The organism is Blautia sp. AM47-4, assembly GCF_003479865.1.
Lineage (GTDB): Bacteria > Bacillota > Clostridia > Lachnospirales > Lachnospiraceae > Fusicatenibacter > Fusicatenibacter saccharivorans.
On the sequence record NZ_QUHY01000009.1, the window covers coordinates 14,809 to 38,127 of the forward strand.

The window sequence follows — 23,319 nt, forward strand, 5'->3', positions numbered from 1 at the left end:
TCGTACAGTCAAAACCGGTCATCCGCAGGTTCCCGCCCGGTGCGTGTCCAGCCTTCTTTTCAGCAGACACGCACCGGAACTCACCCGAGATGACCGGTTTGGAAATATCCTTTTTTCTATTATATCGAACCTTCTCTGGAATGACAAGCCACAAATTCATGCAGAATGGCTTCGACACGTTCCAGCATCTCCTCTTCCGTGCAGAGTTCTTCCGGTTTCATGGATTCCAGGTAATCGTAGAATGCCATAAGAACGCTTGGCTCCCGGATACCGAGGTAAATCAGCCGCTCTGTCCGCGTCTGGAACAGAAGATAGCCCTCGTTTGCATTGACCGAAATATTCAGCGCATGCTCTGCTCTCTCTTTCGTTTCCCGGATCATACGAAGATTTGCGCGATCCCGCAGCGCCAGAAAGCGGCGGATCAGGGCGATACGCTCGTCAAAGTCCAGCGGAGAATAGCATTCTTTTGGATACTCATCCACGCGCCCCGTTTCCAGGAAACTTTTGATGCCATCCTCTGAAAAAAACATCGTCGTTTTTTTATCCAGTACCTGTGTCTGCATCACCTTTGCGTACTGTGCAACCGCCCGTATCATCTGCTCACGCCCCGGCATTTCTTTTACGAGATGGCGCTCCAGCATTTCTGCTGTCAGAAGGCCGGAAAGACACGGCATTCTCTGGAAGAAATACCGCGGGGAATCTGATGCGATAAAGTGACGAATCAGTGTTTCCGTATAGCCAAGCTGGGACTGTACCGTGTCAAGACGTTCAAACAACGGCTCCGACTGTTTGAAATAGCCTTCAAACATCTCGCGCATCATCCGCAGCGTCGTCTCCTCCCGGAACAAAAGTGCATTCTGGTAATCGGCGCTGAAAGCAAGCGCACAGTGCTCCGTCAGGATGAGGTACGGGAAAAGGCGGAACTCATTCAGCCGTGCCGTCACATTGTCGTAGTAGTACCGCGCACGGTAATCGCAGCCGCAGGCACAGATCGGGAGAATTTTCTGCAGACAACTCAGGTTGTAATTTTTCCGCATCGAAACCATCTTCTCGTTGTTGTTCATGCAGAACAGATGTTGAATCGTCAAATTCGGGTTCTGTTCCCCGAATACCTGCAGAAGTTCCATGGCAAAATCGAAGTCCGGCTGGACCAGAACGGAAATTTTTCCGTCTTCTTTTACAGCTTCACCGAAAAACAGCTGCAAAATTGCATGCCGCACATGCACTGTGCCCCGAAAGGGAATCTCTCCGCTACCCCCCCCCCGTTCAATTCCAGTTTTGCAATCTCCGCCTCATGGAAGATATATTCCTTTTTCCCCTCGCGGCAGCTGAACGTTTCAATCAGTTCTCCGACTGATTTGCGCCGGTAATAAACCTCTTCACCCATCTGGGTAATGTAAAATGCATCCATGAAATCTGTTTTTTCCCGTGGCGTCAGCTGCATGAACTGTGCCATCTTCCGCACAACATCCTCCCCGGACGGATTTCGTTTTCCATTGATGATCTTATACATGGAAGAACGATCGAGTCCGCAGAACTGCGAAAGCGGGTAAACCCCGACATCTTTCATGGTGATATATTCGGATAATAAATCTGAAAAAACTGACATAGAGCCTCCTGTATCTCGATATTTTGCGTCGATTCTTTTCCAATATAGGTAAAAGTTTACCATATTCAGGGAGACTTGGCAATTCTTCCGTTCGGCTTTGCATATCGTTTTTCTTTTTTTACAGGATTTTCACACTGTTATGGAAAAACCGACGGAAAATTCCGCCGGTTTTTCTCTCTTTCGACCTGTTTAATCTTTTTTTATTCCAAATACAGTCAGTGCCTGACGTGGTGAAATACCGAGTCCACCGACACTAATCAGCGTATCCTCTGCCTCCAGCAGAAGATTTTCCTCCTGGAATCTGACGATCATGCGGCCACCACTCAAACCGTCCATCCGCCGAATCTCCATCTCGAGCGTATTTAGCGTACGCCATGCAGCAGAACCAGCATAAATATGGTCATCCGCTTCACTATAGGCGAAATCCCGGCGCATGGAGAGGACAAATTCCTTTTCTTTCCCGCCTTCTTGTACTTTCCAGTACATCTTATCGCAGCCAAAAGCGAATCGCATCTCCTGAATCGGACTTGTCTCCAGCGAAAACAGGCCGCTTCCGCCGATCAGAATTTCTGCAGAATCCGGCAGCTGCTGGTTGTCCATCAGCGGAACAGATACATAAACATGCTTACTTACCTTTTCTTCCATAAACGGATTTCTCGTTCCTCTGCGCGGCTGCAGTGCCAGCTGCGCGGTACGCTCTTTTACCGCACCGGCAAGCGGGGACGGCGGCAGCTCTCCTGCCTCTTTCTTCACATACGGGATCAGTTCCTCCTGCAGTGCACTCAGCTCCTCCTGCGTCTGTTCTGTTGCTGTTGTCAGGATCACAATCAGATCGAGATCCGGGAACACAACGCCGAACTGACCGTACGCACCATCTGCGCGGAAGGAGCCCGGATAACGGCACATCCAGCACTGATAGCCGTAGCCCTGCGCCCAGTCTTTTACGTGGCCTTCCGAATCGCCCTCCGTCTCAATCTGCTTGCGGCAGGCGCGTTCAAACCAGTCTTTTCGAAGCAGCTGCTTTCCTTCCCACTCACCCTGTCTGGACAGAAAATACGTGAATTTTGCCATATCCTCCGTTACCATCTTCATACCGCCTCCACCGAGCTCCGTTCCGTCTCCGAGCAATGCACAGGTAAGGGATGTGATGCCAAGCGGCTCCAGCAGACGGGATTTCAGAAACTCTGTAACATTCTGTCCCGTTTTTTTCCGCAGAACGGCAGCCAGCATGTTGGTTCCGGCTGTATTGTATTTATAAAACGTTCCCGGCTCATGGAGCACCGGATGATGAAGAAAGGTAGAAATCCAGTTTTCGGAATTGTCCATAATCTCCGTCTCGTGGCCGCACCCCATAATCAGCAGGTGATGCAGCGTGATTTTTTTGAGATTTTCGGATGGATTTTCCGGCAGCAGGTCCGGAAAGATATCGACAATTTTCTCATCCAGCGATAAGATTCCCTCCTGCTCGGCAAAACCAATCGCCGTTGCTGTCAACGATTTGCTGAACGAATACAGTGGATGACGGAATTTTTCATCATACGGCTTCCACCAGCCCTTCGCTGCACACTGTCCATGGCGGATCACCATAAAGCTATGCAGCTCAATCTGGCTTTCTTCCATCCGGTCGAGAAAATTCAAAATTCCTTTGGAGCTGATTCCAGCTGATTCCGGTGTCACATCTTTAAAGTATCCCATTTTGCTTTTCCCCTTTCTCGCAGCCCTTATGCATCAATTTCGTAAAGTTCGACAGAAAGATCGCCCTTCCAGCTTACACGGTCGTACGGTGTCTCCGGATAAACCACTGTGGAAATAGCATCTACGCCGTCCTCAGCAAACAGTTCCAGAATAGAAACATCAAAAACAAGCTCCAGATTCCATGCTCCGTCTTTCTTTCTCGCTGCGGTGCTGATGGAATATTTTTCCGTCATGAAGTGCTCACTGAATTCTTTGTAGCCCGCCATGGTACGGTCAACCGTGATTTTGGTGTCAGTTACATAAATCTTCAATTTCTGTCCTACTGAGTTTTTCAGGCAAATTTTCGCATCTCCTTTTCCGGAAACCTTCAGTCCAAAGGTCTCTGTGCGGATCGTTGTATGATTCTCGATCGGATAGCTGCTGTGGCGAAATTTTTCCAGTCCGGCCGGAGCAGCCACGAGGGTCAGCGCACCATCTACTTCTGTCAGGGACAGCTTTCTCGCCAGGGTTGCCTGGCCACAGTACTCTTCTGTCGGAGTCTGTGCTGCATACTGCCAGTTCATACCCCATCCCATCAGCAGAACATCTTTCGCATTCTGGAATGTAACGGCTGCATAGTTGTCGAAGCCTTCATCCAGCCATCTCGGCTCATCGGACGGATAGGTGCAGAGGAATTTTTCTCCATCGAAATCACCCAGGAAATACTGCATTTTGCAGTGGTCGTCCTCGGAGGCTTTTGTCATGCTGACAACAAGAACCCATACATTTTTCCCCTTATACTCAATCGGGAACAGATCCGGGCATTCCCACACCCCCTTCACATGATTTCCTTCCGGTCCGAATTCTCCTGTTTTCTCCCAGTTTTTCATATCCTGGGATGCGTAGAAGAAGACACGGTCCTGCGCTGCAAGAACAAGACTCCAGCATCTTCTGACCGGATTCCAGAACGCTTTCGGGTCACGGAAATCGGAAATTCCCGGGTTTTTGATGACCGGATTCAGATATGACTTTTCAAAATGCCGGCCCTTATCATTGCTGTATGCAATACTCTGCTGTTCCAAACCGTCCTTGTGATGGCTGGTATAAATAGCAATGATCGGCGGGTTTTCATTGGTACCATACTCAGAAGAATTCTGCGTATCATACACAGCACTTCCCGAAAAGATAAATCCCAGTTCATCCGGATAAAGTGCGATCGGCTGATGCTCCCAGTGAATCAGGTCGCGTGATGTTGCATGGCCCCAGTGCATCGGTCCCCAGCTGGTATCATACGGGTACTTCTGATAAAAGAAGTGGTACACGCCATCTACATAAACCATGCCATTCGGATCATTCATCCAGCCTTTTTCCGGCGAAAAATGGATTTTCGGTCTATAATCTCTTTTTTTCATCATTTTTGTAAAACCTCCCAAAATAAACATATCCCCTATTTTTTAATGGTGTACATTTTCACTTCCAGATCTCCGTCTGTGGAAACCACCTGATACGGAGCATCCGGGTAAACGCATACGGAAGCGGTCTCCAGACCACCATCTGCATAAATCTCCAGATAGGAAACGTCAAAAATAATCTCCATGTTGACATTTCCGCGCATGTAACGTTTTGTTGTAGATACCAGCAGATCCTCTTTTTTGAAGAGCTTCGGATCTACATCCTCAAAGTAACTAAGGTCGCCGCTCTTAGAGCGGTCCACCGTGATGCTGTCCACCGTCACTTCGATGACTACTTCCTCACCTCTGCTGTTTTTCAGTGCAATTCTTCCGAAATTGCCCTGCACGAGAAGTCCAAAGCTCTCGGTCAGCAGCGGCTTCTGATTTCCGATCGGGAAGGCACCCGCACGGTACTCATCGATCCCGAACGGTTTTGTTTTCAGGCGGTAGCCCTCATCGGTCTCACAAAGCGAAAGTTCTCTTGGCAGTGTCATCAGACCGGAATACTCACCGGTCGGAACAAAGTTCGCGTAGAGAGGATTAACGCCCCATCCAAGGTAAACCGGGCGGTCGTAGTTTCCATACGTTACGCCGGCATAGTTGTCGAATCCGAAATCAATCCACAGCGGCTCGTCTGTGATCTCGGTGCACTGGAAGGTATCTCCATCAAAATCGCCGACGAAATACTGTATATTGGCACGGCCTTCGGTTCCCGGATGTATCATGCTGACTATCAGAATCCATTTGAATCCGTCAAATTCATTTCCTGTTTTAGCACGGATCAGATCGGTGCATTCCCATACGGTCGGCACTTTATTGACACCGACACCGAACTCGCCTGTTTTCTTCCAGTTTTTCAAATCCTGGGATGCGTAAAACTCTGCGTGATCGCCGGATGCCAGAACAAGGCTCCAGCAGTCCTTTTTATCATTCCAGAAGACGCGCGGATCACGGAAATCCGGTGCGCCCGGGTTTTTGATCACCGGGTTGCCATAATATTTTTCAAAATGCTTTCCCTGATCCAGACTGTATGCAATACACTGCTGCTCCAGGCCTGTTTCCATATTGTGCGCCGTGTAGACAGCCACCATCGGCTTCTCACCGTATTTCGCAAATCCGCTTGTGTTATTTTCATCGTATGCCATACTTCCGGAGTACATCGTTCCGATCTCATCCGGGTACAATGCGATCGGCAGATGCTCCCAGTGAATCAGGTCTTTCGATACTGCATGACCCCAGTGCATCGGTCCCCATACAACGTCATTTGGATTGTGCTGATAATACAGGTGCCAGATACCATCGATATAAATCAGTCCATTTGGATCGTTGTTCCAGTTTTTCTCCGGTGTAAAATGAATGTTCGGTCTAAAATCTCTTTTTCCCTGTTTACTCATGTAATCCCTCTTTTCCTATTTTATCTTTTTCCATTTGAAACTTCAACAAAAAAGAAATAAGAACGAAATAGTCTTCTTTTTAAATATGGCCATGTTATATGGGATACAACATGGCCACCTTTAGAATTTCTTTAGTTGTAGAACATCAATTGCAAATCGTTTACGTTACTGTTTTTTTCGTAATCGCTTTTCGCCCGATTTTTAGTTTGCTGCAGAAGCTGCTCGATCTACTGCGCCCTGGTAAATCTCAACCAGTTCATTCAAGCCAGCGCCTTCCAGCTCTGTTTTATAGGAATCCCAGCTTGCATCATCAACGCCGCCGGTTACCCATGTGGTGATGTAACGATCAACAATATCGGAGATGGTCGGCTGAATCTGTGCCAGACGCTGAATCTCTTCCTGGGTCATCAGAACACGCGGAATAGTGTCATACTCTTCCATGATGTCATCTTTACCGTTTTCTTTCTGCATCTCCAGAAGTTTCACAGCATCGAAGGTGTATCCGCAAACGGTGTCATAGTACTCGTTCTGAACGATCATAGAACCACGGCAGGTTGTGGAGTTTACACGAGCCTCACCAAAGTTCTTATAATCCGGATTCAGAGGTTTGTAGTTTCCATTTTCATCAAGTGGTGTACGAAGAATGCCGTCCTCGTCTTTCTCATAGTTGTATCCGATTGCACCCCAGTTAGATGTAACAGAAATTTCCGGATCGCCTACCATGTAATCTACAAATCTTGCAACAACGTGCGGGAATTTGCAGGTTGTTGTAATTGCTGTATCGGAAGAATCCTGCAGCTCAGAGTAGTTACACTCGAAACCGGTCATACCGTCTTCGCCCTGCAGTCTTGGAACTGCTACGTACTGATCATGTACTTCCTGGTTTGTAATTTCCTGATCGCCCCAAACACCGAAGGAACCGATCTTTGCAACGTTCTCTTTGATCAGGGAAGCGTTGAATGCCATACTGGAGTCTGCCTCGAAGGAGCCGTTCCAGATCAGTCCTTCTTCATACAGCATATTGAAGAATTCTGCTGTTTTCTTGAATGCTTCGTCTGTTGCAGTGAAGGTAACTTTTCCATCAACCAGTCTTAAGTGATCCGCATATGCATTTCCGCCGCAGTAGGAGTCAGCGCATCCGAATGCACCTGTGAAACGATAGAACAGGTTGTAGGAACCAAAGGTATCGGTTGCACCGAACCAGGTTGCCATTGGGATTTCATCAGCTTCGCCGTTGCCGTTCAGATCGCCGCCGTCGCGGAATGCTTTCAGGCAGTCTACCCACTCGTCTACGGTTGTCGGCACTTCTTTGCCTACTTTATCCAGCCATGTTTTGTTAATCACGAATGGTCCAGGTGTTAATACAAGACCTTTCATTTCCTCTACGTACGGGAATCCATATTTATGGCCGTTCGGAGCGGTGATTTCAAGCTGATACTGCTCATTGTCATCGAGGAATGCTTTCAGGTTCGGCATATACTCTTCGATCAGGCCTTCGGTTGGAAGGAATACATCCTGGTCTGCGTACTGAACTACGGTGTTTCCGGATTTACCATCGCCGAAGTTCCAGAATACATCCGGAAGATCCTGTCCGGAAGAAAGCATCAGGTTGATTTTCTCTGTTGCGCTCTCCTGCGGGATCGGCTGCCAGTCAAACTCTACTCCTGTGTCCTCGAACCATTTCTTGCACATAGCCAGGTCGCCTACTTCTACGGTTCTGTCTGCAGAGTTTACGATCAGAGCGGAAATTTTTCCGTATTTCTCTTCGAATTTTGCCGGATCTTTGATGATCGGAAGAGTACCATCGAGCTGGATGATTCCCTCATCTACTGCTTCCTGCTCTTCTGCTGTGAGACCTGTGTCACCTGCCTCTGTACCGGATGCAGATGTGGTGTCTCCTCCTGTGCTTCCTGCACCGGAGCTGCTTGAGCTGCCCGAGCTGTTTCCACAGCCTGCGAGCATGCTGGTTACCATAAGGCTTGCCAGTAATACGGATACGATTTTTTTCTTCATATTGTTCCTCCTTTATTTTGCTGCCTTTTCCGGCAGTGAAATACGTTAGTATTTTTGTGTTCCTACACATAAATCATGTCTGCTATATCCATGAATTCTGCAACAATAAATTTTCTGTTCTGCATCAGCCCTTGACTGCACCGATTGTAACACCTTTTGCGAAATATTTCTGCAGGAAAGGATATACGCACAGCAGCGGGAATGCAGAAACAACTACAACGCAGTATTTTAACTGCTCAGCCAGTTTCTGTTTTGTTACCATCTCAGAAGCACTACTTCCCATCTGGTTGGACTGATTCATCAGTACCAGATTTCGAAGAACGACCTGAAGAGGCATCTTGCTGTCATCCTGTAGGAACATCAGCGCGTTGAAGAACTGGTTCCACATTGCAGTCGCATAGAACAGACACATAACTGCGATGATCGTTTTCGACAGCGGAATTGCAATTTTGAAGAAAAATCCAAAGTCGCTGCAGCCGTCGATTTTTGCTGCTTCAAGAAGCTCGACCGGAATACCGCTTTCAAAGAAGGAGCGGCATACGATCAGGTTATAAGCGGATACTGCTACCGGAAGAATCATTGCCCATGTTGTGTTGTAGATGTGCAGCTGCTGTACAGTTAAGTACATCGGAATCATACCGCCGCTGAAGAACATCGTGAAGGTGAACAGGAACATGATTGGTTTTCTTCCTACCATATCGTATCTGGAAAGTGCATAGCCGGCCGGAATGGTGCAGACCAGGGAAATCAGCGTTCCTATTACGGTATACTTGATGGTGTTTGCATAGCCGGTCCAGAGCGGCTGATATTTCAGTGTGGTTTCATATCCGTTGGTGTACCACGCTTCCGGATAGAGAAGGAATTTACCGGAGCTTACAACAATCGGGTCTGTAACAGATGCCAGAAGCACGTAGTACAGAGGATATACAATTGCGATACAGACAAGGATCATGATAACGGTATTGATCACAGTAAAGACCTTGTCTCCCGTACTCATTTTTACTTTTTTCTTTTTCACAGTGTTATTATTTGCCATTTTTCAAGCCCCCTGACTCTTAGAAAATACTGATATCGCTGGTCTTCTTTGCAACTGCGTTTGTGATAACCAGAATAATGAAGTTTACAACGGAGTTAAATAAGCCAACGGCTGTCGCAAAACTGTACTGTGCGGTCTGGAGACCTACTTTGTATACGTATGTCGAAATGATCTCACTGACGGTTGTGTTGGTACCGTTCTGCATCAGATAAGCTTTCTCATATCCCACGTTCATAATGTTACCTACCTGAAGGATCAGCATCAGGATGATGGTCGGCATAATCAGAGGTAAATCAATGTAAAGGATCTTCTGAAATCTGGAAGCACCATCCATCGTTGCTGCTTCGTAATATTCCGGGCTGATTGCGGTCAGTGCTGCGATGAAGATGATGGCGTTGAATCCCATCGTCTGCCAGATGTTACTTCCGATGAAAAGTTTGCGGAAGTACTCCGGAAGGCTGGTGAACATGATTGCTTTTCCGCCGGCTCCCATAACCGCGTGGTTTACAAGACCGTTTGCGGAAAACAGTACGGAAATCAGGCTGACTACAACTACGTTTGACATAAAGTACGGTGCGTAGGAGATGGTCTGGATGATTCGTCTCGGTCCGCTTCTCTGTACCTGGTTCAGTAAGAGTGCGAAGATAACCGGAATCGGGAATCCGATGATCAGGCTCTCCAGACTGATGACGATCGTGTTCTTGATTGCCGTCATGGCAATACTGGTACTGAAGAACATCTTGAAATACTTGAAGATCGGATCTGCCCACGGACTTCCCATGATTCCCATGCGGCCTTTAAAATCTTTAAAGGCGATGATCAGGCCGTACATTGGATAGTAAGCAAAAACGATCAGCCAGATCAGTGCAGGAATCAGCAGGATGTACAGCTGCCAGCACGAGAGCGCTTTTTTCAATTTTCCACTTTCTGCCGTTTTCGGCGATGACGTTTTTTTCTTCATAGTTCCCTCCTTATTTCTCTAAAAGCTTTACCAACCGCTTTTCGTTCCACATTTGCATCGTTTCCGTTTTGGCACTTTGCCTTGTGGAACCTGTTCCATACCTGTATCATAGTACGCAGTTCGCCCAATGTCAACAAATCATCAATATTTTTTCGTCATTTTCAATATTTTCACAATTTTTATTTTGTGTTTTTGTGCAATATGCATCCTGTTTTTCATAAAATTCACACTTATCTTCTTTCTTCTCCCATTCTCCTGTTCCACATGTTCCGCTGTTCCATGCTTTTCCTGTTCCATATGTTCCACTTTTCCGTTTTTCACTATTTTTTCGACAATTGCAACTGTTTCAGCAGCGATTTCATATCCTTTTGCTCAGTCTTTCTGCCCTTTTGCCGTATATAAGTTGGTTTTATTTCATTTTTATTTTATACATGAAAAAGAGACACCCTTTCTTTTCAGATCGAGTGTCTCTGATATCTGTTCTTCTTCTGTTCTATCGCAATCCCGGAAAATGATGCAAAATTCGGTAATTCCCTGTTTTGTTATCTTCAGGTACTTTCTCCTTTTCGGAAGGTCACATCCACAATCTGCTCCATCTCCTCAATCTTCTTTCCGTCAATCATGCGGATGATTGTGTCCACGCTCCGCTTTGCGATTTCCGGCACATTCTGACAGACCGTCGTCAGCTCCGGTGTCAAAAAGCGGGTAAAATCCAGGCCGTCGTAGCCAACCACCTTCAGTTTTTTCGGAATCTTAATCCCTTTTTTCTGCAGCATCTTCATGCACGCTGCCGCTGTGACATCGGCTGTAAAGAGTCCATCAATTCCATCAAAATGGCTGATGTATTTTTTCCAGATCGTCGGGCCGCTCTGAAAATTCAGAATCTTGCTTCCGGCATCAATCGCTGTAATTTTACATTTATGCTGTTTGCAGACTTCCGCAAACCGTCGGTAACGATCCATGGAGCAACCACGCTCTGTTGCACTCGATGCAAAATAGAGCACATTCTTACATCCTGCGCTCAAAAGCGCCTGCGCCGCAAGCTCACCGCCGCGCTTATGGTCGGAATGTATACACGGAATCCCTTCGGTGACGTAGCGGTCAATCATGACAATCGGACGGTGAATTTCCGCCAGGCTGACAGAAGACGGGATATCCGCACAGCAGATAATGCCGTCCATGACATTTCGCTGCAGCATTTCCACAAATTCCTCGATGCGGTTCGGATTGTCCCCAACCTCGCAGAGCATGCACTTGTAGCCATTGGTGTACAGATTATTCTCGACATGTTTCACCAGAGATGCCATAAACGGATGTGAAAGATTCTTAACAACAATTCCGATAAAACCGGACTTGTTGCGGAACAGGTTCTGGGCAAGCTCATTTGGTTTATAGTTCAGTTCCTCCACTGCCTGCATGATCTTCTGTTTTGTTTCATCGGAAATATACCCGCTCCCATTGAGTGCACGGGATACCGTTCCGATTCCTACTCCCGCTTTGATCGCGACATCTCTAATACTTGCCATAGTTTCTCCTAACTCCTATTCTGACACTGGGCTGTTTTCTCTGACTCGTTCCGGCTTTTCCCCCGCTGCCGGTCTGTGGAGCCCGTTCCACAATGCTTGATTACTTTTATTTTAAAGCACCGCAATCTACAAATCAAGTTAAAAGCTGAAAATTTAAGTACAAAAAACAAGCGACTGTTTGGATCATTTCCCTTTTTCTGGTGAAACCATCCAAACAGCCTCCTGTGTTTTTGTCACTTTTGTCTTATTTTCCAAAAACGCTCATTCATGCGGGCATGCTTTGCGATTTTTCTGGAATTTCATATGTCCCTGAACATTCAGAAACGTTTAATCGTTTTCCAACGAGATATCACCATCCTTTGTCATCAGTGTGATTCTGCCCGCTGGCTGATCCGGTACATAAGAAAAGCTCTGCTCGTCCTCCTCTTTCTGCATCAGATTCTCCATGGTATCCGGTACATCGATCTCCCCAAAATCTGTCTTTGCCGTAATTTCCAGCCGTTCCAGATCTTTTTTACCCAGTTCAAGTTCAATATCGCCGTAGGAGTTTTCCACCGACACGTCTCCGGAAAGCTTCGTATTTTGGATTTTCGCATCGCCATCCTCCAGCGTGATCGACCCATTCTCCCACGTTCCGCTCTTCAGTTCCACATCACCGTAATCTGCTTTGCATTTGATATTCTGCATGTCACATCCGAAAAGTGTGATATCTCCATCCGCATTTTGCAGTCTTCCGCTTTCCGCCTGGATGCCATTCATCTGCACATCACCGAATCCCATCGTTACCTCTATTTTTTTCAGTACCTTCTTTTCCGGTACATACAGAATCACTCCTGTTTCCGACTGTTTACCGCCACTTAAGATTTCTTCCGTAAAGTCAATATTAATGTAAATCGTATCGGACACTGCGCTTGTCTCTTCGATGCTCAGAACACCGTCCCGCACGCGATATTCCACTGCAGTCTCTCCTTTTTTCGACGGAATCCGCCAGGCGAGATAACAGGAATCGTCACCGGACGGAAGGATGTTCAGGTCGCCGATCGTAAGGTCTGCCTGCAGTTCATCAAAATCATCAAGTTTTATCTTTTCCTGTGTGGAAATGCCGTCTTCCTTCTTCGCAGAACCGCTCATCGCATTCAGATCATACGTTTCCGCGTATGCTTTTCCGCCGCTTGCCCATCCGCTGAACATCAGCACTGCACCGGCAATACAGCAGGCACATCCTGTCAGTAATGCTGTTTTTGTCCATTTTTTCATGATCTGCTTCCTCCTTTTTTCGTTACCTTACGTGTACACCACACGAACAGCCGTCCCATCCATTTTGCAAAGTATACGCCGAACACCGCGCACAGAATACTGATTCCCAGCATGAAAACGCCCATTCCGGTAATAAAGCAGAATCCGCCGAAGGAAACCGAGACTGCCAGAATGCCGCGCAGCAGCATCTTAATTCCGGCGGCCACGCCGACAACTGCAATCAGAAAGACGCTCATATCAAGCAGTGCCGCACAGAGGGCCGCGCAGAGCAGAACGATGAGAATGCTGATCAGAATCGGGGCTCCGATCGGGGCTGCAAACAGGGCGAGAATCGCGATCCAGACGACGTTGGCGCCTGTCGTTTTTTTCTTCTCTTTCTGTTTTTCTTCCTTTTCCATTGCCTCGCGTTCATCTACTTTTTGTCCAGAAGATTCCGCATCAGCTCGGCGGCTGCCTGTTTCGGTGTTCCGAGTTCTTTGATCACGGCCTGCTCATTTTCCGGACCGGCATCTGCAAAATACTCGGTGAAGTATTCCATCGCATCTTCATAGTCGCTCTGCGGAAGCTTCCTCAGATACTTTTCCAATTGTTTCAGATATTCCCCACTCGTCATTCTTTTTTCCTCCACTCGATGATGTTGTCAATGGTGTCACGATAGGACTTCCATTCGCCCTGCAGGTACGCCATCTGTGTTTTTCCTGCTTCTGTGATCGAATAATACTTCCGTTTTCTGCCCTGGTACTCTGCGGAATACGTCGTCACGTAGCCCGCCTTTTCCAGTTTTTTCAGGATCGGGTACAGTGTCGACTCTTTGATGTCTGCAACCAGTTTGATCGTCTGGCTGATTTCATATCCATAAGAATCTTCCCGATTCACAATCGACAGGATCATAAATTCGATCAGCAGTGCTGATACCGGAAAATACATAAAAAACCACCTCCGTTAGTTTCTGATATGTAAAATATTTATATATATAATTTATACATATCATAAGACGATGGAGGCGGTTTGTCAAGGGGAATATATAAAATTTTTACATATTCGCTGTCATGTCATCATCTGTGTTTATTTCAGGGCTTTTCCGGAACCGAATGCGTCGCCGACTTTGTCGCCCATGGCGAGATAGGTGTTGTTGACCGGGTCGAAGGCGATTGGTTTCAGTTTTTTCGGGTCGATCTTTCCGTCGGTCAGAACGCTCTCGTCTGCGCAGACGTTCACGATCTCGCCGACCAGAATGCCGTTGTCAAAGCTTTTCACTTTGCACTCCAGTGCCATCGGAAGCTCGTCGATCAGCGGCGCGTTGACGAATTCGCTCTTCGTTGCATGGAAACCGGCGCGTGCAAATTTATCCGAAACTTTTCTGCCGGACTCGATGCCGACGTAATCGCAGCCAACAACAGTATCCTCGGTTGCCATGCTGACGGTGAAGGCACCGGTTGCGGCAAGGTTGTCTGTTGTCTTGTGGTCGCCCATGCTGATGGAGATCTCATTGAAATCTGTGACTACACCCCATGCAGCATTCATGGCATCCGGGTTGCCATCTTTGTCGTATGTTGCAATAATCAGAACCGGAAGTGGATACATGTTTGGTTTTGCTCCAAAATTTACTCTGCTCATGGTTGTTCCTCCTGTTTTGCTTGATTTTCTTTATTATAACGCTTACAGCAAACTTTAACACAAGAGATTTTCTCTGCAAATTTTCTTAATCGTTTAATTTTCTCGTCATATCATGCCATTCCTCGCCGCCCCAGGTGGATGCGGAGATTCCCTCGTCGCGGAAATTCATCTTTTTGTACATCTCCACCTTATCCTGCAGGCAGGTCAGAATGAGCTGTTTTCTTCCGTTTTTCTGTTCCCGGCGGCTGTACTCTTCCATCAGCGCGCGGGCGATTCCCTGGCCGCGGTATTCCGGCAGGACACTGAGACCCAGCAGCATGACGTTTTCTCCCTTCGGGTCGTACAGACTGATTTCATCGAAAAAGGCATCACGGAATTTTGTCTCGTTTGTTGCAAGTCCGTTCAGCGTTCCGGCGATTTTTCCGGTTTCTTTGTCTACTGCCGCCAGAAACAGCTCCGGCGCGTACTGCACCCGCTCGCGCATGCTCTTTTCGGAGCACGCCTCATTCGGCGGAAAGCACGCCAGCTCAATGGCAACGCCCTGTTCCATTTCATCCTGGCGGATGGTTCGAAGTTCATATCGTTCCATTTTATGGTATTCCTCCATTGCCCGCTCAAAAAACTGCAGAAAACCGTCTTCCACGGCAAGCTGATCGAGCGCGGCTTCTTGCTCATTCAGATCGTAATAATATTTTCCGGTCCGCAGATCGATCGACAGACGGTCGAGCGGAAAGCCTTTTTTGCTCATCGGATGGGGTGTGCTGACCATGCGGAAAGGAGCGCTCTCCATTGACGGGTCCATCGCGTCATAGCGGTGGTCCGCATCAAGAATCAGCGAAACTGCGTTTTTGTAGCGTCCCGTCAGGCCGCCGTACTTTTCTGCAAGGGCAGCGTAATGCGCGGTCATTTCTTCATCGGACAGATACTTTCCGTTCACGGTCCGCACATGGACGCCGGGCTGGTCGTCCTCTGCCACGTTGTCAAAATACAGACCGGAATCACAGGAGAACACCGGCATATGAAGCGCGTTGAAATACGCCTCCACCTTTTTCCTGGCATTTTCCAGCGGCGTTTTTCCATCCTCGATAATCTCTGGCTGCTTAACACCGCCAAGATCTTTCAGCCCGATCAGCTCAATCCCAAGACCGGCAAGGCGATGACGCATCGCGTCGAGTTTTGCCGGGTTGCCGGTTCCGTACAGTAACTTCATTTCTGCCCCCTTCTATGCCTCGATGCCGAACTCTTCCGGGCGGAAGCGCGGGCAGACATTTTCCGACGATGTGATGACGGATGCAGCAAGACGCGTACCGATTTCAACTGCCTGGCCAAGCGTTTTTCCATAGGTCAGACCGGCGGAAACACCTGCACAGAACGCATCACCGGCTCCTGTTGTATCTTTTACCTGTACTTTCTGCGCCGGGCAGAAGCCGCTCTCTCCGTCTGCTTCCGCATAAACCACTCCGTCGCCGCCCATTGTTACGACCATGGCCGGAACATTTGCCGCTTTCAGACGCTCGGCGAGAATCTTTTCCATCTCGACCGGTGTTTTTTCGCTGTAATCATCGGAGAAGAAAACGCCTGCCTCGAGCTGGTTGCAGATCAGGCAGTCAAATTTCTGCAGAAGATCTCTTCTGCTGACTGCGATGTTCATGTTGCTGACAACGCCGTACAATTTTTTATCGTATTTTTCACAGAGCTGTACCAGCTTTTTGATGATCTCTTTGTCCATATCGATCTCTGCCACAATGGAATCGCAGTTTTCGATAATTTCATCTCCGTTTTCTTCCAGAATATCGAGAATCGGCATCAGGTTCGGGCGCTGGGAAATGGAGCCCGCCAGGTCACCGTTGTGATCGAAGACAGCAAGCCATGTTCCCATACCGTTCGGGATTTCTTTCATGTATTCGGTATTGACTTTGTGGCGCTGCAGTTTGCGCACAACATCCTCGCCGAGTGCGGTATTATCCACGATTCCAAGGAAGGTCGGGCGCAGTTCCAGGTTTGCGATATCCTCCACCACGTTTCGGCTCACACCGCCGTGGATGTATTCGACATGGCCGGCGTTTCTGCCGTCCGGGACGTAGATGTCCTCTGGAAAACCTTTGATATCCACAAAAACTGCTCCTAATACTACGATTCCATTTTTATTTACTGCCATGTTTCTTTTTTCCTCTCCTGTTTTTTCATTCCTTCTTTTTTCAGACAAGCCTCTTCGTCTGTTTCACGAAATTTCTGTCTTCTCAGCATCCAAATAATGTAAGGCACTTTTACATTGCTGCTCTCTGCTACTGTCTCGACAGTTGAGACAGTGAAGAACGCTCAACTCCTACACAATCCATCCGCTCTGACCTCTGATTGGCCATACACTCGCAGGGAGTTGAGTTGCCGGATTTCACCGTCTCGACCTGGAAGCTGGTCCTTATTTCTTTGTTTTGACATCAAGACTACCGTCTCCACATGCTCCGACCACGCGAACATATCATACCCCCATGCCTCTTCTGCCTTATATCCGTGTTTCGTCAGATACCGCAGGTCTCTCGCCAATGTCTCCGGATTGCAGGAGACGTAGACCACTTTTTTCGGTGAAAGGGTTACGACAGAGGACAGAAAGGCTTCATCACTGCCGGCTCTTGGCGGGTCCATGAAGACGACATCGGCTTTTTCGCCTTTTTCGGCCATGGAGACCATGAAGGCGCCGGCGTCGTTCTGGTAGAAGGAGACGTTTTTGATTTGGTTTCGTTTGGCGTTTGTTACGGCATCGCGGACGGCGTCCGGGTTCAGTTCGACGCTGATGACTTCTCTGGCATCGCGGGATGCGATGAGGCCGATGGTTCCGATTCCGCAGTAGGCGTCCATGACGCGTTCGTTTCCGGTGAGACCGGCCAGGGAGATGGCTTTTTCGTACAGGTTTTTCGTCTGAACCGGGTTGACCTGGTAGAAGGACTGCGGGGAGATGCGGAAGGTGCAGCCGCAGAGTTCATCCTCGATGTAACCGCGTCCGAAGAGGACAATGTCGCGTTTTCCGAGTACCATGCTGTCGGTGCGGTCGTTGACGTTCAGTACGATCGTGGTGATCTCCGGGTGGAGTTTGCGCAGGGCCTTTACGAAGTTGTTTTTTGACGGGAAGACTGGTGATACGCAGACGAGGACGACCATGATCTCGCCGGAAGCAAAGCCGGTGCGCACCATGACGTGGCGCAGGAGGCCGTAGCCGCTGTCCTCGTTGTAGATCATGATTTTGAAGCTCTTCAGCAGACTGCGGATATCGCGGATGATGGCATCGGCACGCTGATCCTCGAGCAGGCACTCATCGACCGGAACCACTTTGTGTGTGCCCTTTTCATAAATGCCGGATATGATCGTTCCGTCTTTTTTGCGTGCAAAGGCGGAATTGACTTTATTCCGGTAATGATAAGGATTTTCCATGCCAACCATGCCTTTGACCGGGACGATGCCCTTCAGAGTCTTCTTCAGGAACTGCTCTTTTTTCGCGAGCTGCTCTTCGTAGGAGAGGTTCAGATATGTGCATCCGCCGCATTTTTTCTGATAAGGACATTTCGACGATGATGAACTCTTTTTCTGCTTTCCTTTTTCCGGTGCCACGCTCTTTGTTTTCTCGATACGAACAGCTTTCTTTTTATTTTCCCTGTCGAAATACGTCTTTTTTCTTCCGTCAGATCTTTTATTCTTCTCTCTCGTGTTTTCCACTTTCTCTTACCTTCTTCCTCTATTTCGCAAACCCGCGCAGCAGCGCGATCTCTTTTGCATATCCGTCCAGCTCATTCGGTGTTTCCAGATAGAACGGCAGTCCCGCCAGCGCCGGATGTGTCACAATCCGCTCAAATGCCGCAAGTCCCAGCGATCCCTCGCCGATCTTCTCATGGCGGTCCTTATGGCTCTCAAACGGATTCTTGCTGTCGTTCAGATGAACCGCTTTCAGCTTCGAAAGTCCTACCACGCGGTCGAACCTCTCAAGCACATCATCGAGGTGATCCACAATATCGTATCCCGCATCGTACACATGGCACGTATCTAGGCAGACACCCATGTGGTCTTTTAATTCCACGCGCTCCAGAATCGCCGCCAGCTCCTCAAACGAGCGGCCGACTTCGGTTCCTTTTCCTGCCATCGTCTCAAGCAGCACCGTGGTCGTCTGCTCCGGTTTTAAAATTTCATTCAGCATCTCCGAAATCAGACGGATTCCCTCTTCCGCCCCCTGTCCGGTATGACTGCCCGGGTGGAAATTGTAGCAGTTTCCCGGCGTATACTCCATCCGTTTCAGATCATCCGCCATCGTCATCCATGCAAACTCTCTCGTGTGCGCATCCTTCGAGCACGGATTCAGCGTGTACGGCGCATGTGCCAAAATGCGCTCGATTCCATGCTCCTTACTGTAAGAAAGAAACGCTGCGACATCCGCCTCGTCGATGGCTTTCGCCTTGCTTCCTCTCGGGTTTCTTGTAAAAAACTGAAAGGTATTCGCCCCGATGGACACCGCCTCTTTTCCCATGGCAAGATATCCTTTGGACGATGATAAATGACATCCTATTGTCAGCATAACTTTTATTCTCCTTTATTTCCAAACCACAACTCACCGATTCTCTGCGAGCCGCATTACTTAAAGCACAATTTTCCGGTACGGAATTCCCATCTCCGAGAGTGCTTCCTCCTCCCGCTTCTGACACGTAAAGAGCAGCACCTGCGTCCGGTTTTCCGCCAGCCATTTCAAAGTTTCTTTCAGCCGGTTTTCATCGTAAAACGCAAACGATTCATCGAGAATCACCGGCAGCTCCTCCTCGCCGCAGAGCACATCCATCGCCGCCATGCGGAGCGCAAAGTACGCCTGCTCGATCGTGCCGCGGCTGACCTGTTCAAGCGGCACATATTCGTCTGCGGTGTGAAGGCCGATCCGCAGATTCTCATCCATATTCACCTGCAGATAGCGACCATTCGTCAGCGATGACAGCGTTTTTGACATCTGCTGTTTTAAGCGGTCGCCGATCCGACTCTGCATCTGTACGGAGAGACTCTGGATCGCCTCCCCCGCTAGGGAAAGCGCATCGAGTTCTTCCTGCAGATGATCTTTTTCCGTCATGGAAATGCAGAGCTCTTCGTATTCACTCTGCAAGTTCGACAGCACCGTCTGTTTCTGCCCCAGCTCCTGCTTCAGGCGGTCCACATTCCACTGCTGGCGGCGGATCGCCTGCTCCTCCGGCTCCGTCACGACCTGCTCGACCTCCGTTTTCCGGTGACGGAACAGACTGTACGCCAGATACAAGAGCGCCGCAATCGCAAGCCCGAGTCCCGTTCTCGTCAGCAGCGAATCAATATGGAAGAACTGCAGAATGCATAAGAACAAGAGAAATCCAGCCAGCGCCACGCACGCGGCACCCCATTTGCGGCTCTTCCGAGATTCTTTTTTCATCTTCCGCACCCGTTCGATCGGCACATCCTTCTGATAAATATCCCGCTTCATCTGCTCTTTCGCCTGCTGCAGATTCTCCTCGCTCTGACGGCACTCCTCCGTAAAAACGGAAATTTTCGTCTCAAGTTCTTCCTTCCGTTTTTCCAGTCCCGCCAGCGTCTTTTTCTGTTCCTGCTCCAGGCGCTTTCTCTTCTGCTTCAGCAGATCCAGCGCCGCCGCCACATCGAGCTCTCCATCGCTGCTCCCCTGGTAATTTGCCATATAGTTCCGCAGCTCATCCGCAAGCCCTTCCTCGGTTCTGCCTTTTAACTGCCCGATCGAAGCCGTATTATCATACACAATCTCACTGACACCGCCGAGCAGCATGGAAAGATCGCCGTCCTCCACGGAGAGCACCTCGCCGTCCGTCAGGCACACCAGCTTTGCATTGGCGTTCTGCCGCCCGAAATTCCGGGTCAGGCGGAACCGTTTGCCGCCGCTTTCAAGCACCATCTCTCCCGCATAGTATGCCGGATTTTCCCATGGCTCATAACGACTGTAGACATCATTTTTTGCCGCCCGCCCCCGGCCGCGTGTCATGCCGAACAGCATGCTGCGGATGAAAGTATGGACGGTCGATTTTCCGCTCTCATTTTCCCCGCTGATGAGCTGAATCCCATCGGAAAATTCCAGTGTGCGGTTCTGCATTTTTCCAAAATTGCGGATTTCCAGTTTTTCTATTTTCATCTTCTATACCTCCCGCAATCTTTTTTTCAGCCGTTCCTGCGTGCCGCCAGCAGCGCCTCGAGACCATAGTCGAGCGCCTTCTGTGACTGCGCATCCGTCTTTGTTTCAAACGCTTCAATATAGCGCTGATCAGACTAGCGCCATACGTTTTCTTCAGCTGTTCCAGATCGTACGCCGGACGTGTTTCATCCTCCACGGAGATGACTCTGCCGCAGTCCAGCAGCCGTTTCGGAGAAAATTCCAGCTCGGCGGCACGGTGTCCCACAAGTTTCAGGCGGATGATTTTTCGGATCTTCCCATCCTCCCGCAGCGCCAGCTCCTGTTTCAGCTTCGTCTCCAGCGCATACTGTGTCAGATCCTCCGTCACGTTCAACACCAGATCTTCGTACTCATATCTGGCAAACGGCACAAACTGAATCCGCGTGCCGTGCTCGTCCACCGTTCCGCGGATGTAGCCGTGCGGCCCCAACTGCGTCTCATCCGTCGGTTCGAGTGCGCCTGCGTATGCCATTTTGTCGGGAATAAGAATCCCCGGCTTATGAATGTGCCCGCACGCAATATAATCAAACCCAGCCTGCGCCATGCGGCCCGGATTCCACGGCATGTGGCGGGCATCGCCGCCGTGCGCGAGCAGCAGATGATATTTCATTTTTCCCTCCGGCCGCACGCCGTCCAGCCGGTTTTCCAGAATCTCTTTTTTGTCGTAACTGCATCCGTACACCGCCGTCTTCTTCTCCGGGACTTCAACACACTCCGGCTCCGGCGACAGGAGCATTACCACGTTGTCTGCCCAGTCGAAACCGCGGTAAAAGCTCTCCCGCTTCACATAATCGTGGTTTCCGGCAATCAGCACGACGATCGTCTCCGGGATGGAAGCAAAGAGATCATTAACCTCTTTCAGTTCCCGCAGAAGCGGCTGGCACTGAAACAGATCTCCCGCAATCAGCAGAAAGTCCGTCTTTTCCCGACCGGCCAGGCGGATGATCCGCCGGAAGCTCTCCCAGATGGCCTCCCCTCGCTCCTCGCTCCAGGGAAATCCCGCATCCGGCTGCATGCCGAGATGCACATCCGCAATATGAATAAACCGCATAGGCGCATACCCCTTTCTGGATTCATTTTCTCTATTACTACAATACGGACGTCAGGTGCACCAAATCCACATTGGATTCCACTGCACCCGGCATCCGTATTTTTTAAGTTTCTATATCACTTTTCGTAATTACAGCTCGCAGTTGTTTACTGTTCTCGGGAACGGGATGACGTCGCGGATATTGCCCATTCCGGTCAGATACATGACGCATCTTTCAAATCCCAGTCCGAATCCTGCATGGTGGGTAGAACCATATTTTCTGAGGTCCAGATAGAATCCGTAATCTTCCTCAGCAAGTCCCAGCTCTTTCATACGGCCAAGCAGTTTCTCGTAGTCGTCCTCACGCTGGCTTCCGCCGATGATCTCTCCGATGCCAGGAACCAGACAGTCCATAGCGGCAACGGTCTTGTTGTCATCGTTCAGCTTCATGTAGAACGCTTTGATCTCCTTCGGATAATCGGTAACGAAAACCGGTCTCTTGAAGATCTGCTCGGTCAGATAACGCTCATGCTCGGTCTGCAGATCGCATCCCCAGTATACTTTGTAATCGAATTTGTCGTTGTTTTTCTCCAGAAGCTCGATAGCCTCGGTGTAGGTTACACGGCCGAACTCAGAATTTACGACATGGTTCAGACGCTCGATCAGTCCCTTGTCCACGAAACTGTTGAAGAACTGCATTTCTTCCGGTGCATGCTCCATAACGTAGCGGATGACATATTTCAGCATTGCCTCAGCAAGCTCCATATCGTCCTCCAGATCAGCGAAAGCGATTTCCGGCTCGATCATCCAGAACTCTGCTGCATGGCGGGTGGTGTTGGAATTTTCTGCACGGAAAGTCGGTCCGAAGGTGTAGATATTGCGGAATGCCTGTGCAAAGGTCTCGCCGTTTAACTGTCCGCTTACGGTAAGGCTTGTCTTCTTTCCGAAGAAGTCCTGTGTGAAATCAACAGCGCCGTCCTCGGTTTTCGGAATATTGTCAAGATCCATGGTGGTTACCTGGAACATCTCGCCGGCTCCCTCGCAGTCGCTGCCGGTGATCAGCGGGGTGTTGACATAAACGAAGTCTCTCTCCTGGAAGAACTGATGGATCGCATAGGCGCAGAGGGAACGAACACGGAATACTGCCTGGAAGGTGTTGGTTCTCGGACGCAGATGGGAAATGGTACGAAGGTATTCCATGGAGTGGCGTTTTTTCTGCAGCGGGTAATCCGGTGCGGAAACGCCCTCTACGGTAATTTCTGCCGCCTGAATCTCAAACGGCTGTTTTGCCTGCGGGGTAGCAACGAGGGTACCTTTTACGATGATGCTGCGCCGACGTTCATTTTGGAAATCTCAGCGAAGTTTTCCATCTCATCGTGGTATACGATCTGCAGGGTTTCGAAATAGCTTCCGTCATGCAGAACGATGAAACCAAAGGTTTTGGAATCACGTACGCTGCGCACCCAGCCGCCTACGGTTACTTCTTTGTCCAGGTATACTTCCCGGTTTTTATAAATCTCTCGGATGGTTGTAAGTTTCATTGTCTTTTTTCTCCCTAAAT

General features: G+C 49.1%; 21 protein-coding genes and 1 pseudogene. All 22 read right to left on the minus strand.

The annotated features are described in order from the left end of the window. Window positions 1-119: 119 nt before the first annotated feature. Entirely contained in the window at window positions 120-1,220 is a 1,101-nt protein-coding gene (locus tag DW965_RS07850; protein ID WP_118666814.1) for a hypothetical protein, read from the minus strand. Continuing rightward, window positions 1,178-1,609 (minus strand): helix-turn-helix domain-containing protein, encoded by a 432-nt coding sequence (locus DW965_RS07855; RefSeq protein WP_119198223.1) that lies wholly within the window; start codon window positions 1,607-1,609, stop codon window positions 1,178-1,180. The genes DW965_RS07850 and DW965_RS07855 overlap by 43 nt, the downstream gene beginning before the upstream one ends. Before the next feature lie 189 nt (window positions 1,610-1,798). Further along, window positions 1,799-3,304 carry a serine hydrolase domain-containing protein gene (locus tag DW965_RS07860; protein WP_119198224.1) on the minus strand — a complete coding sequence of 502 codons (1,506 nt, stop codon included), beginning with the start codon at window positions 3,302-3,304 and terminating at the stop codon, window positions 1,799-1,801. 26 nt (window positions 3,305-3,330) lie between these two features. Continuing rightward, window positions 3,331-4,698 carry a glycoside hydrolase family 32 protein gene (locus DW965_RS07865; protein ID WP_055219204.1) on the minus strand — a complete coding sequence of 456 codons (1,368 nt, stop codon included), beginning with the start codon at window positions 4,696-4,698 and terminating at the stop codon, window positions 3,331-3,333. 32 nt (window positions 4,699-4,730) lie between these two features. Beyond that, complete coding sequence (locus DW965_RS07870) at window positions 4,731-6,128, minus strand: glycoside hydrolase family 32 protein (protein WP_119198225.1); 1,398 nt, start codon at window positions 6,126-6,128, stop codon at window positions 4,731-4,733. A gap of 201 nt (window positions 6,129-6,329) precedes the next feature. Further along, complete coding sequence (locus DW965_RS07875; RefSeq protein WP_118700359.1) at window positions 6,330-8,141, minus strand: extracellular solute-binding protein; 1,812 nt, start codon at window positions 8,139-8,141, stop codon at window positions 6,330-6,332. 124 nt (window positions 8,142-8,265) lie between these two features. Beyond that, on the minus strand, window positions 8,266-9,177 hold the full coding sequence (locus DW965_RS07880; RefSeq protein WP_119198226.1) for a carbohydrate ABC transporter permease: 912 nt from the start codon (window positions 9,175-9,177) through the stop codon (window positions 8,266-8,268). Window positions 9,178-9,196: 19 nt separating this feature from the next. Beyond that, window positions 9,197-10,138 carry an ABC transporter permease gene (locus tag DW965_RS07885; protein WP_022461554.1) on the minus strand — a complete coding sequence of 314 codons (942 nt, stop codon included), beginning with the start codon at window positions 10,136-10,138 and terminating at the stop codon, window positions 9,197-9,199. A gap of 141 nt (window positions 10,139-10,279) precedes the next feature. Next, on the minus strand, window positions 10,280-10,435 hold the full coding sequence (locus DW965_RS19100) for a hypothetical protein (RefSeq protein ID WP_158565053.1): 156 nt from the start codon (window positions 10,433-10,435) through the stop codon (window positions 10,280-10,282). Between the two features lie 251 nt (window positions 10,436-10,686). Further along, window positions 10,687-11,664, minus strand: coding sequence for a LacI family DNA-binding transcriptional regulator (locus DW965_RS07890; protein WP_022461553.1), 978 nt, complete (start codon window positions 11,662-11,664; stop codon window positions 10,687-10,689). A gap of 327 nt (window positions 11,665-11,991) precedes the next feature. Then, complete coding sequence (locus DW965_RS07895) at window positions 11,992-12,921, minus strand: DUF4097 family beta strand repeat-containing protein (RefSeq protein ID WP_022461552.1); 930 nt, start codon at window positions 12,919-12,921, stop codon at window positions 11,992-11,994. Then, a complete protein-coding gene (locus DW965_RS07900) occupies window positions 12,918-13,319 on the minus strand; it encodes a hypothetical protein (RefSeq protein ID WP_119198227.1) in 402 nt (133 codons plus the stop codon). The genes DW965_RS07895 and DW965_RS07900 overlap by 4 nt, the downstream gene beginning before the upstream one ends. A 14-nt stretch (window positions 13,320-13,333) precedes the next feature. Then, entirely contained in the window at window positions 13,334-13,534 is a 201-nt protein-coding gene (locus DW965_RS07905) for a DUF1700 domain-containing protein (RefSeq protein WP_119198228.1), read from the minus strand. Next, a complete protein-coding gene (locus DW965_RS07910; protein WP_022461550.1) occupies window positions 13,531-13,848 on the minus strand; it encodes a PadR family transcriptional regulator in 318 nt (105 codons plus the stop codon). Before DW965_RS07910 ends, DW965_RS07905 begins: the two co-directional genes overlap by 4 nt. Before the next feature lie 138 nt (window positions 13,849-13,986). Continuing rightward, entirely contained in the window at window positions 13,987-14,538 is a 552-nt protein-coding gene (locus DW965_RS07915; RefSeq protein ID WP_119198229.1) for a flavin reductase family protein, read from the minus strand. An 85-nt stretch (window positions 14,539-14,623) separates the two neighbouring features. After that, the gene (locus DW965_RS21130; RefSeq protein ID WP_119198230.1) at window positions 14,624-15,748 is read right to left on the minus strand and encodes a non-canonical purine NTP pyrophosphatase; all 1,125 of its coding nucleotides are present in this window, start codon (window positions 15,746-15,748) and stop codon (window positions 14,624-14,626) included. A gap of 12 nt (window positions 15,749-15,760) precedes the next feature. Further along, on the minus strand, window positions 15,761-16,696 hold the full coding sequence (locus tag DW965_RS07925) for a carbohydrate kinase family protein (RefSeq protein ID WP_119198231.1): 936 nt from the start codon (window positions 16,694-16,696) through the stop codon (window positions 15,761-15,763). A 161-nt stretch (window positions 16,697-16,857) separates the two neighbouring features. Continuing rightward, entirely contained in the window at window positions 16,858-18,246 is a 1,389-nt protein-coding gene (gene rlmD / locus DW965_RS07930) for a 23S rRNA (uracil(1939)-C(5))-methyltransferase RlmD (RefSeq protein WP_119198232.1), read from the minus strand. 19 nt (window positions 18,247-18,265) lie between these two features. Next, window positions 18,266-19,096 carry a deoxyribonuclease IV gene (locus DW965_RS07935; protein ID WP_117509937.1) on the minus strand — a complete coding sequence of 277 codons (831 nt, stop codon included), beginning with the start codon at window positions 19,094-19,096 and terminating at the stop codon, window positions 18,266-18,268. A gap of 60 nt (window positions 19,097-19,156) precedes the next feature. Continuing rightward, window positions 19,157-20,689, minus strand: coding sequence for an ATP-binding protein (locus DW965_RS07940; RefSeq protein ID WP_117509938.1), 1,533 nt, complete (start codon window positions 20,687-20,689; stop codon window positions 19,157-19,159). Continuing rightward, complete coding sequence (locus tag DW965_RS07945; protein WP_119198233.1) at window positions 20,592-21,779, minus strand: metallophosphoesterase family protein; 1,188 nt, start codon at window positions 21,777-21,779, stop codon at window positions 20,592-20,594. The genes DW965_RS07940 and DW965_RS07945 overlap by 98 nt, the downstream gene beginning before the upstream one ends. A gap of 129 nt (window positions 21,780-21,908) precedes the next feature. Further along, a pseudogene (gene asnS, locus DW965_RS07950) lies at window positions 21,909-23,299 on the minus strand (asparagine--tRNA ligase). Between the last annotated feature and the right edge of the window lie 20 nt (window positions 23,300-23,319).

Coding starts and splice junctions, on each gene's coding strand:
- DW965_RS21130 (WP_119198230.1), bottom strand. CDS start 15,748: ATGAAGTTACTGTACGGAACCGGCAACCCGGCAAAACTCGACGCGATG.
- DW965_RS07945 (WP_119198233.1), bottom strand. CDS start 21,779: ATGCGGTTTATTCATATTGCGGATGTGCATCTCGGCATGCAGCCGGAT.
- DW965_RS07890 (WP_022461553.1), bottom strand. CDS start 11,664: ATGGCAAGTATTAGAGATGTCGCGATCAAAGCGGGAGTAGGAATCGGA.
- DW965_RS19100 (WP_158565053.1), bottom strand. CDS start 10,435: ATGGAACAGGAAAAGCATGGAACAGCGGAACATGTGGAACAGGAGAAT.
- DW965_RS07900 (WP_119198227.1), bottom strand. CDS start 13,319: ATGGAAAAGGAAGAAAAACAGAAAGAGAAGAAAAAAACGACAGGCGCC.
- DW965_RS07905 (WP_119198228.1), bottom strand. CDS start 13,534: ATGACGAGTGGGGAATATCTGAAACAATTGGAAAAGTATCTGAGGAAG.
- DW965_RS07860 (WP_119198224.1), bottom strand. CDS start 3,304: ATGGGATACTTTAAAGATGTGACACCGGAATCAGCTGGAATCAGCTCC.
- DW965_RS07875 (WP_118700359.1), bottom strand. CDS start 8,141: ATGAAGAAAAAAATCGTATCCGTATTACTGGCAAGCCTTATGGTAACC.
- DW965_RS07940 (WP_117509938.1), bottom strand. CDS start 20,689: ATGAAAATAGAAAAACTGGAAATCCGCAATTTTGGAAAAATGCAGAAC.
- DW965_RS07885 (WP_022461554.1), bottom strand. CDS start 10,138: ATGAAGAAAAAAACGTCATCGCCGAAAACGGCAGAAAGTGGAAAATTG.
- DW965_RS07935 (WP_117509937.1), bottom strand. CDS start 19,096: ATGCTGACAATAGGATGTCATTTATCATCGTCCAAAGGATATCTTGCC.
- DW965_RS07895 (WP_022461552.1), bottom strand. CDS start 12,921: ATGAAAAAATGGACAAAAACAGCATTACTGACAGGATGTGCCTGCTGT.
- DW965_RS07915 (WP_119198229.1), bottom strand. CDS start 14,538: ATGAGCAGAGTAAATTTTGGAGCAAAACCAAACATGTATCCACTTCCG.
- DW965_RS07855 (WP_119198223.1), bottom strand. CDS start 1,609: ATGTCAGTTTTTTCAGATTTATTATCCGAATATATCACCATGAAAGAT.
- DW965_RS07870 (WP_119198225.1), bottom strand. CDS start 6,128: ATGAGTAAACAGGGAAAAAGAGATTTTAGACCGAACATTCATTTTACA.
- DW965_RS07865 (WP_055219204.1), bottom strand. CDS start 4,698: ATGATGAAAAAAAGAGATTATAGACCGAAAATCCATTTTTCGCCGGAA.
- DW965_RS07910 (WP_022461550.1), bottom strand. CDS start 13,848: ATGTATTTTCCGGTATCAGCACTGCTGATCGAATTTATGATCCTGTCG.
- DW965_RS07925 (WP_119198231.1), bottom strand. CDS start 16,696: ATGGCAGTAAATAAAAATGGAATCGTAGTATTAGGAGCAGTTTTTGTG.
- DW965_RS07880 (WP_119198226.1), bottom strand. CDS start 9,177: ATGGCAAATAATAACACTGTGAAAAAGAAAAAAGTAAAAATGAGTACG.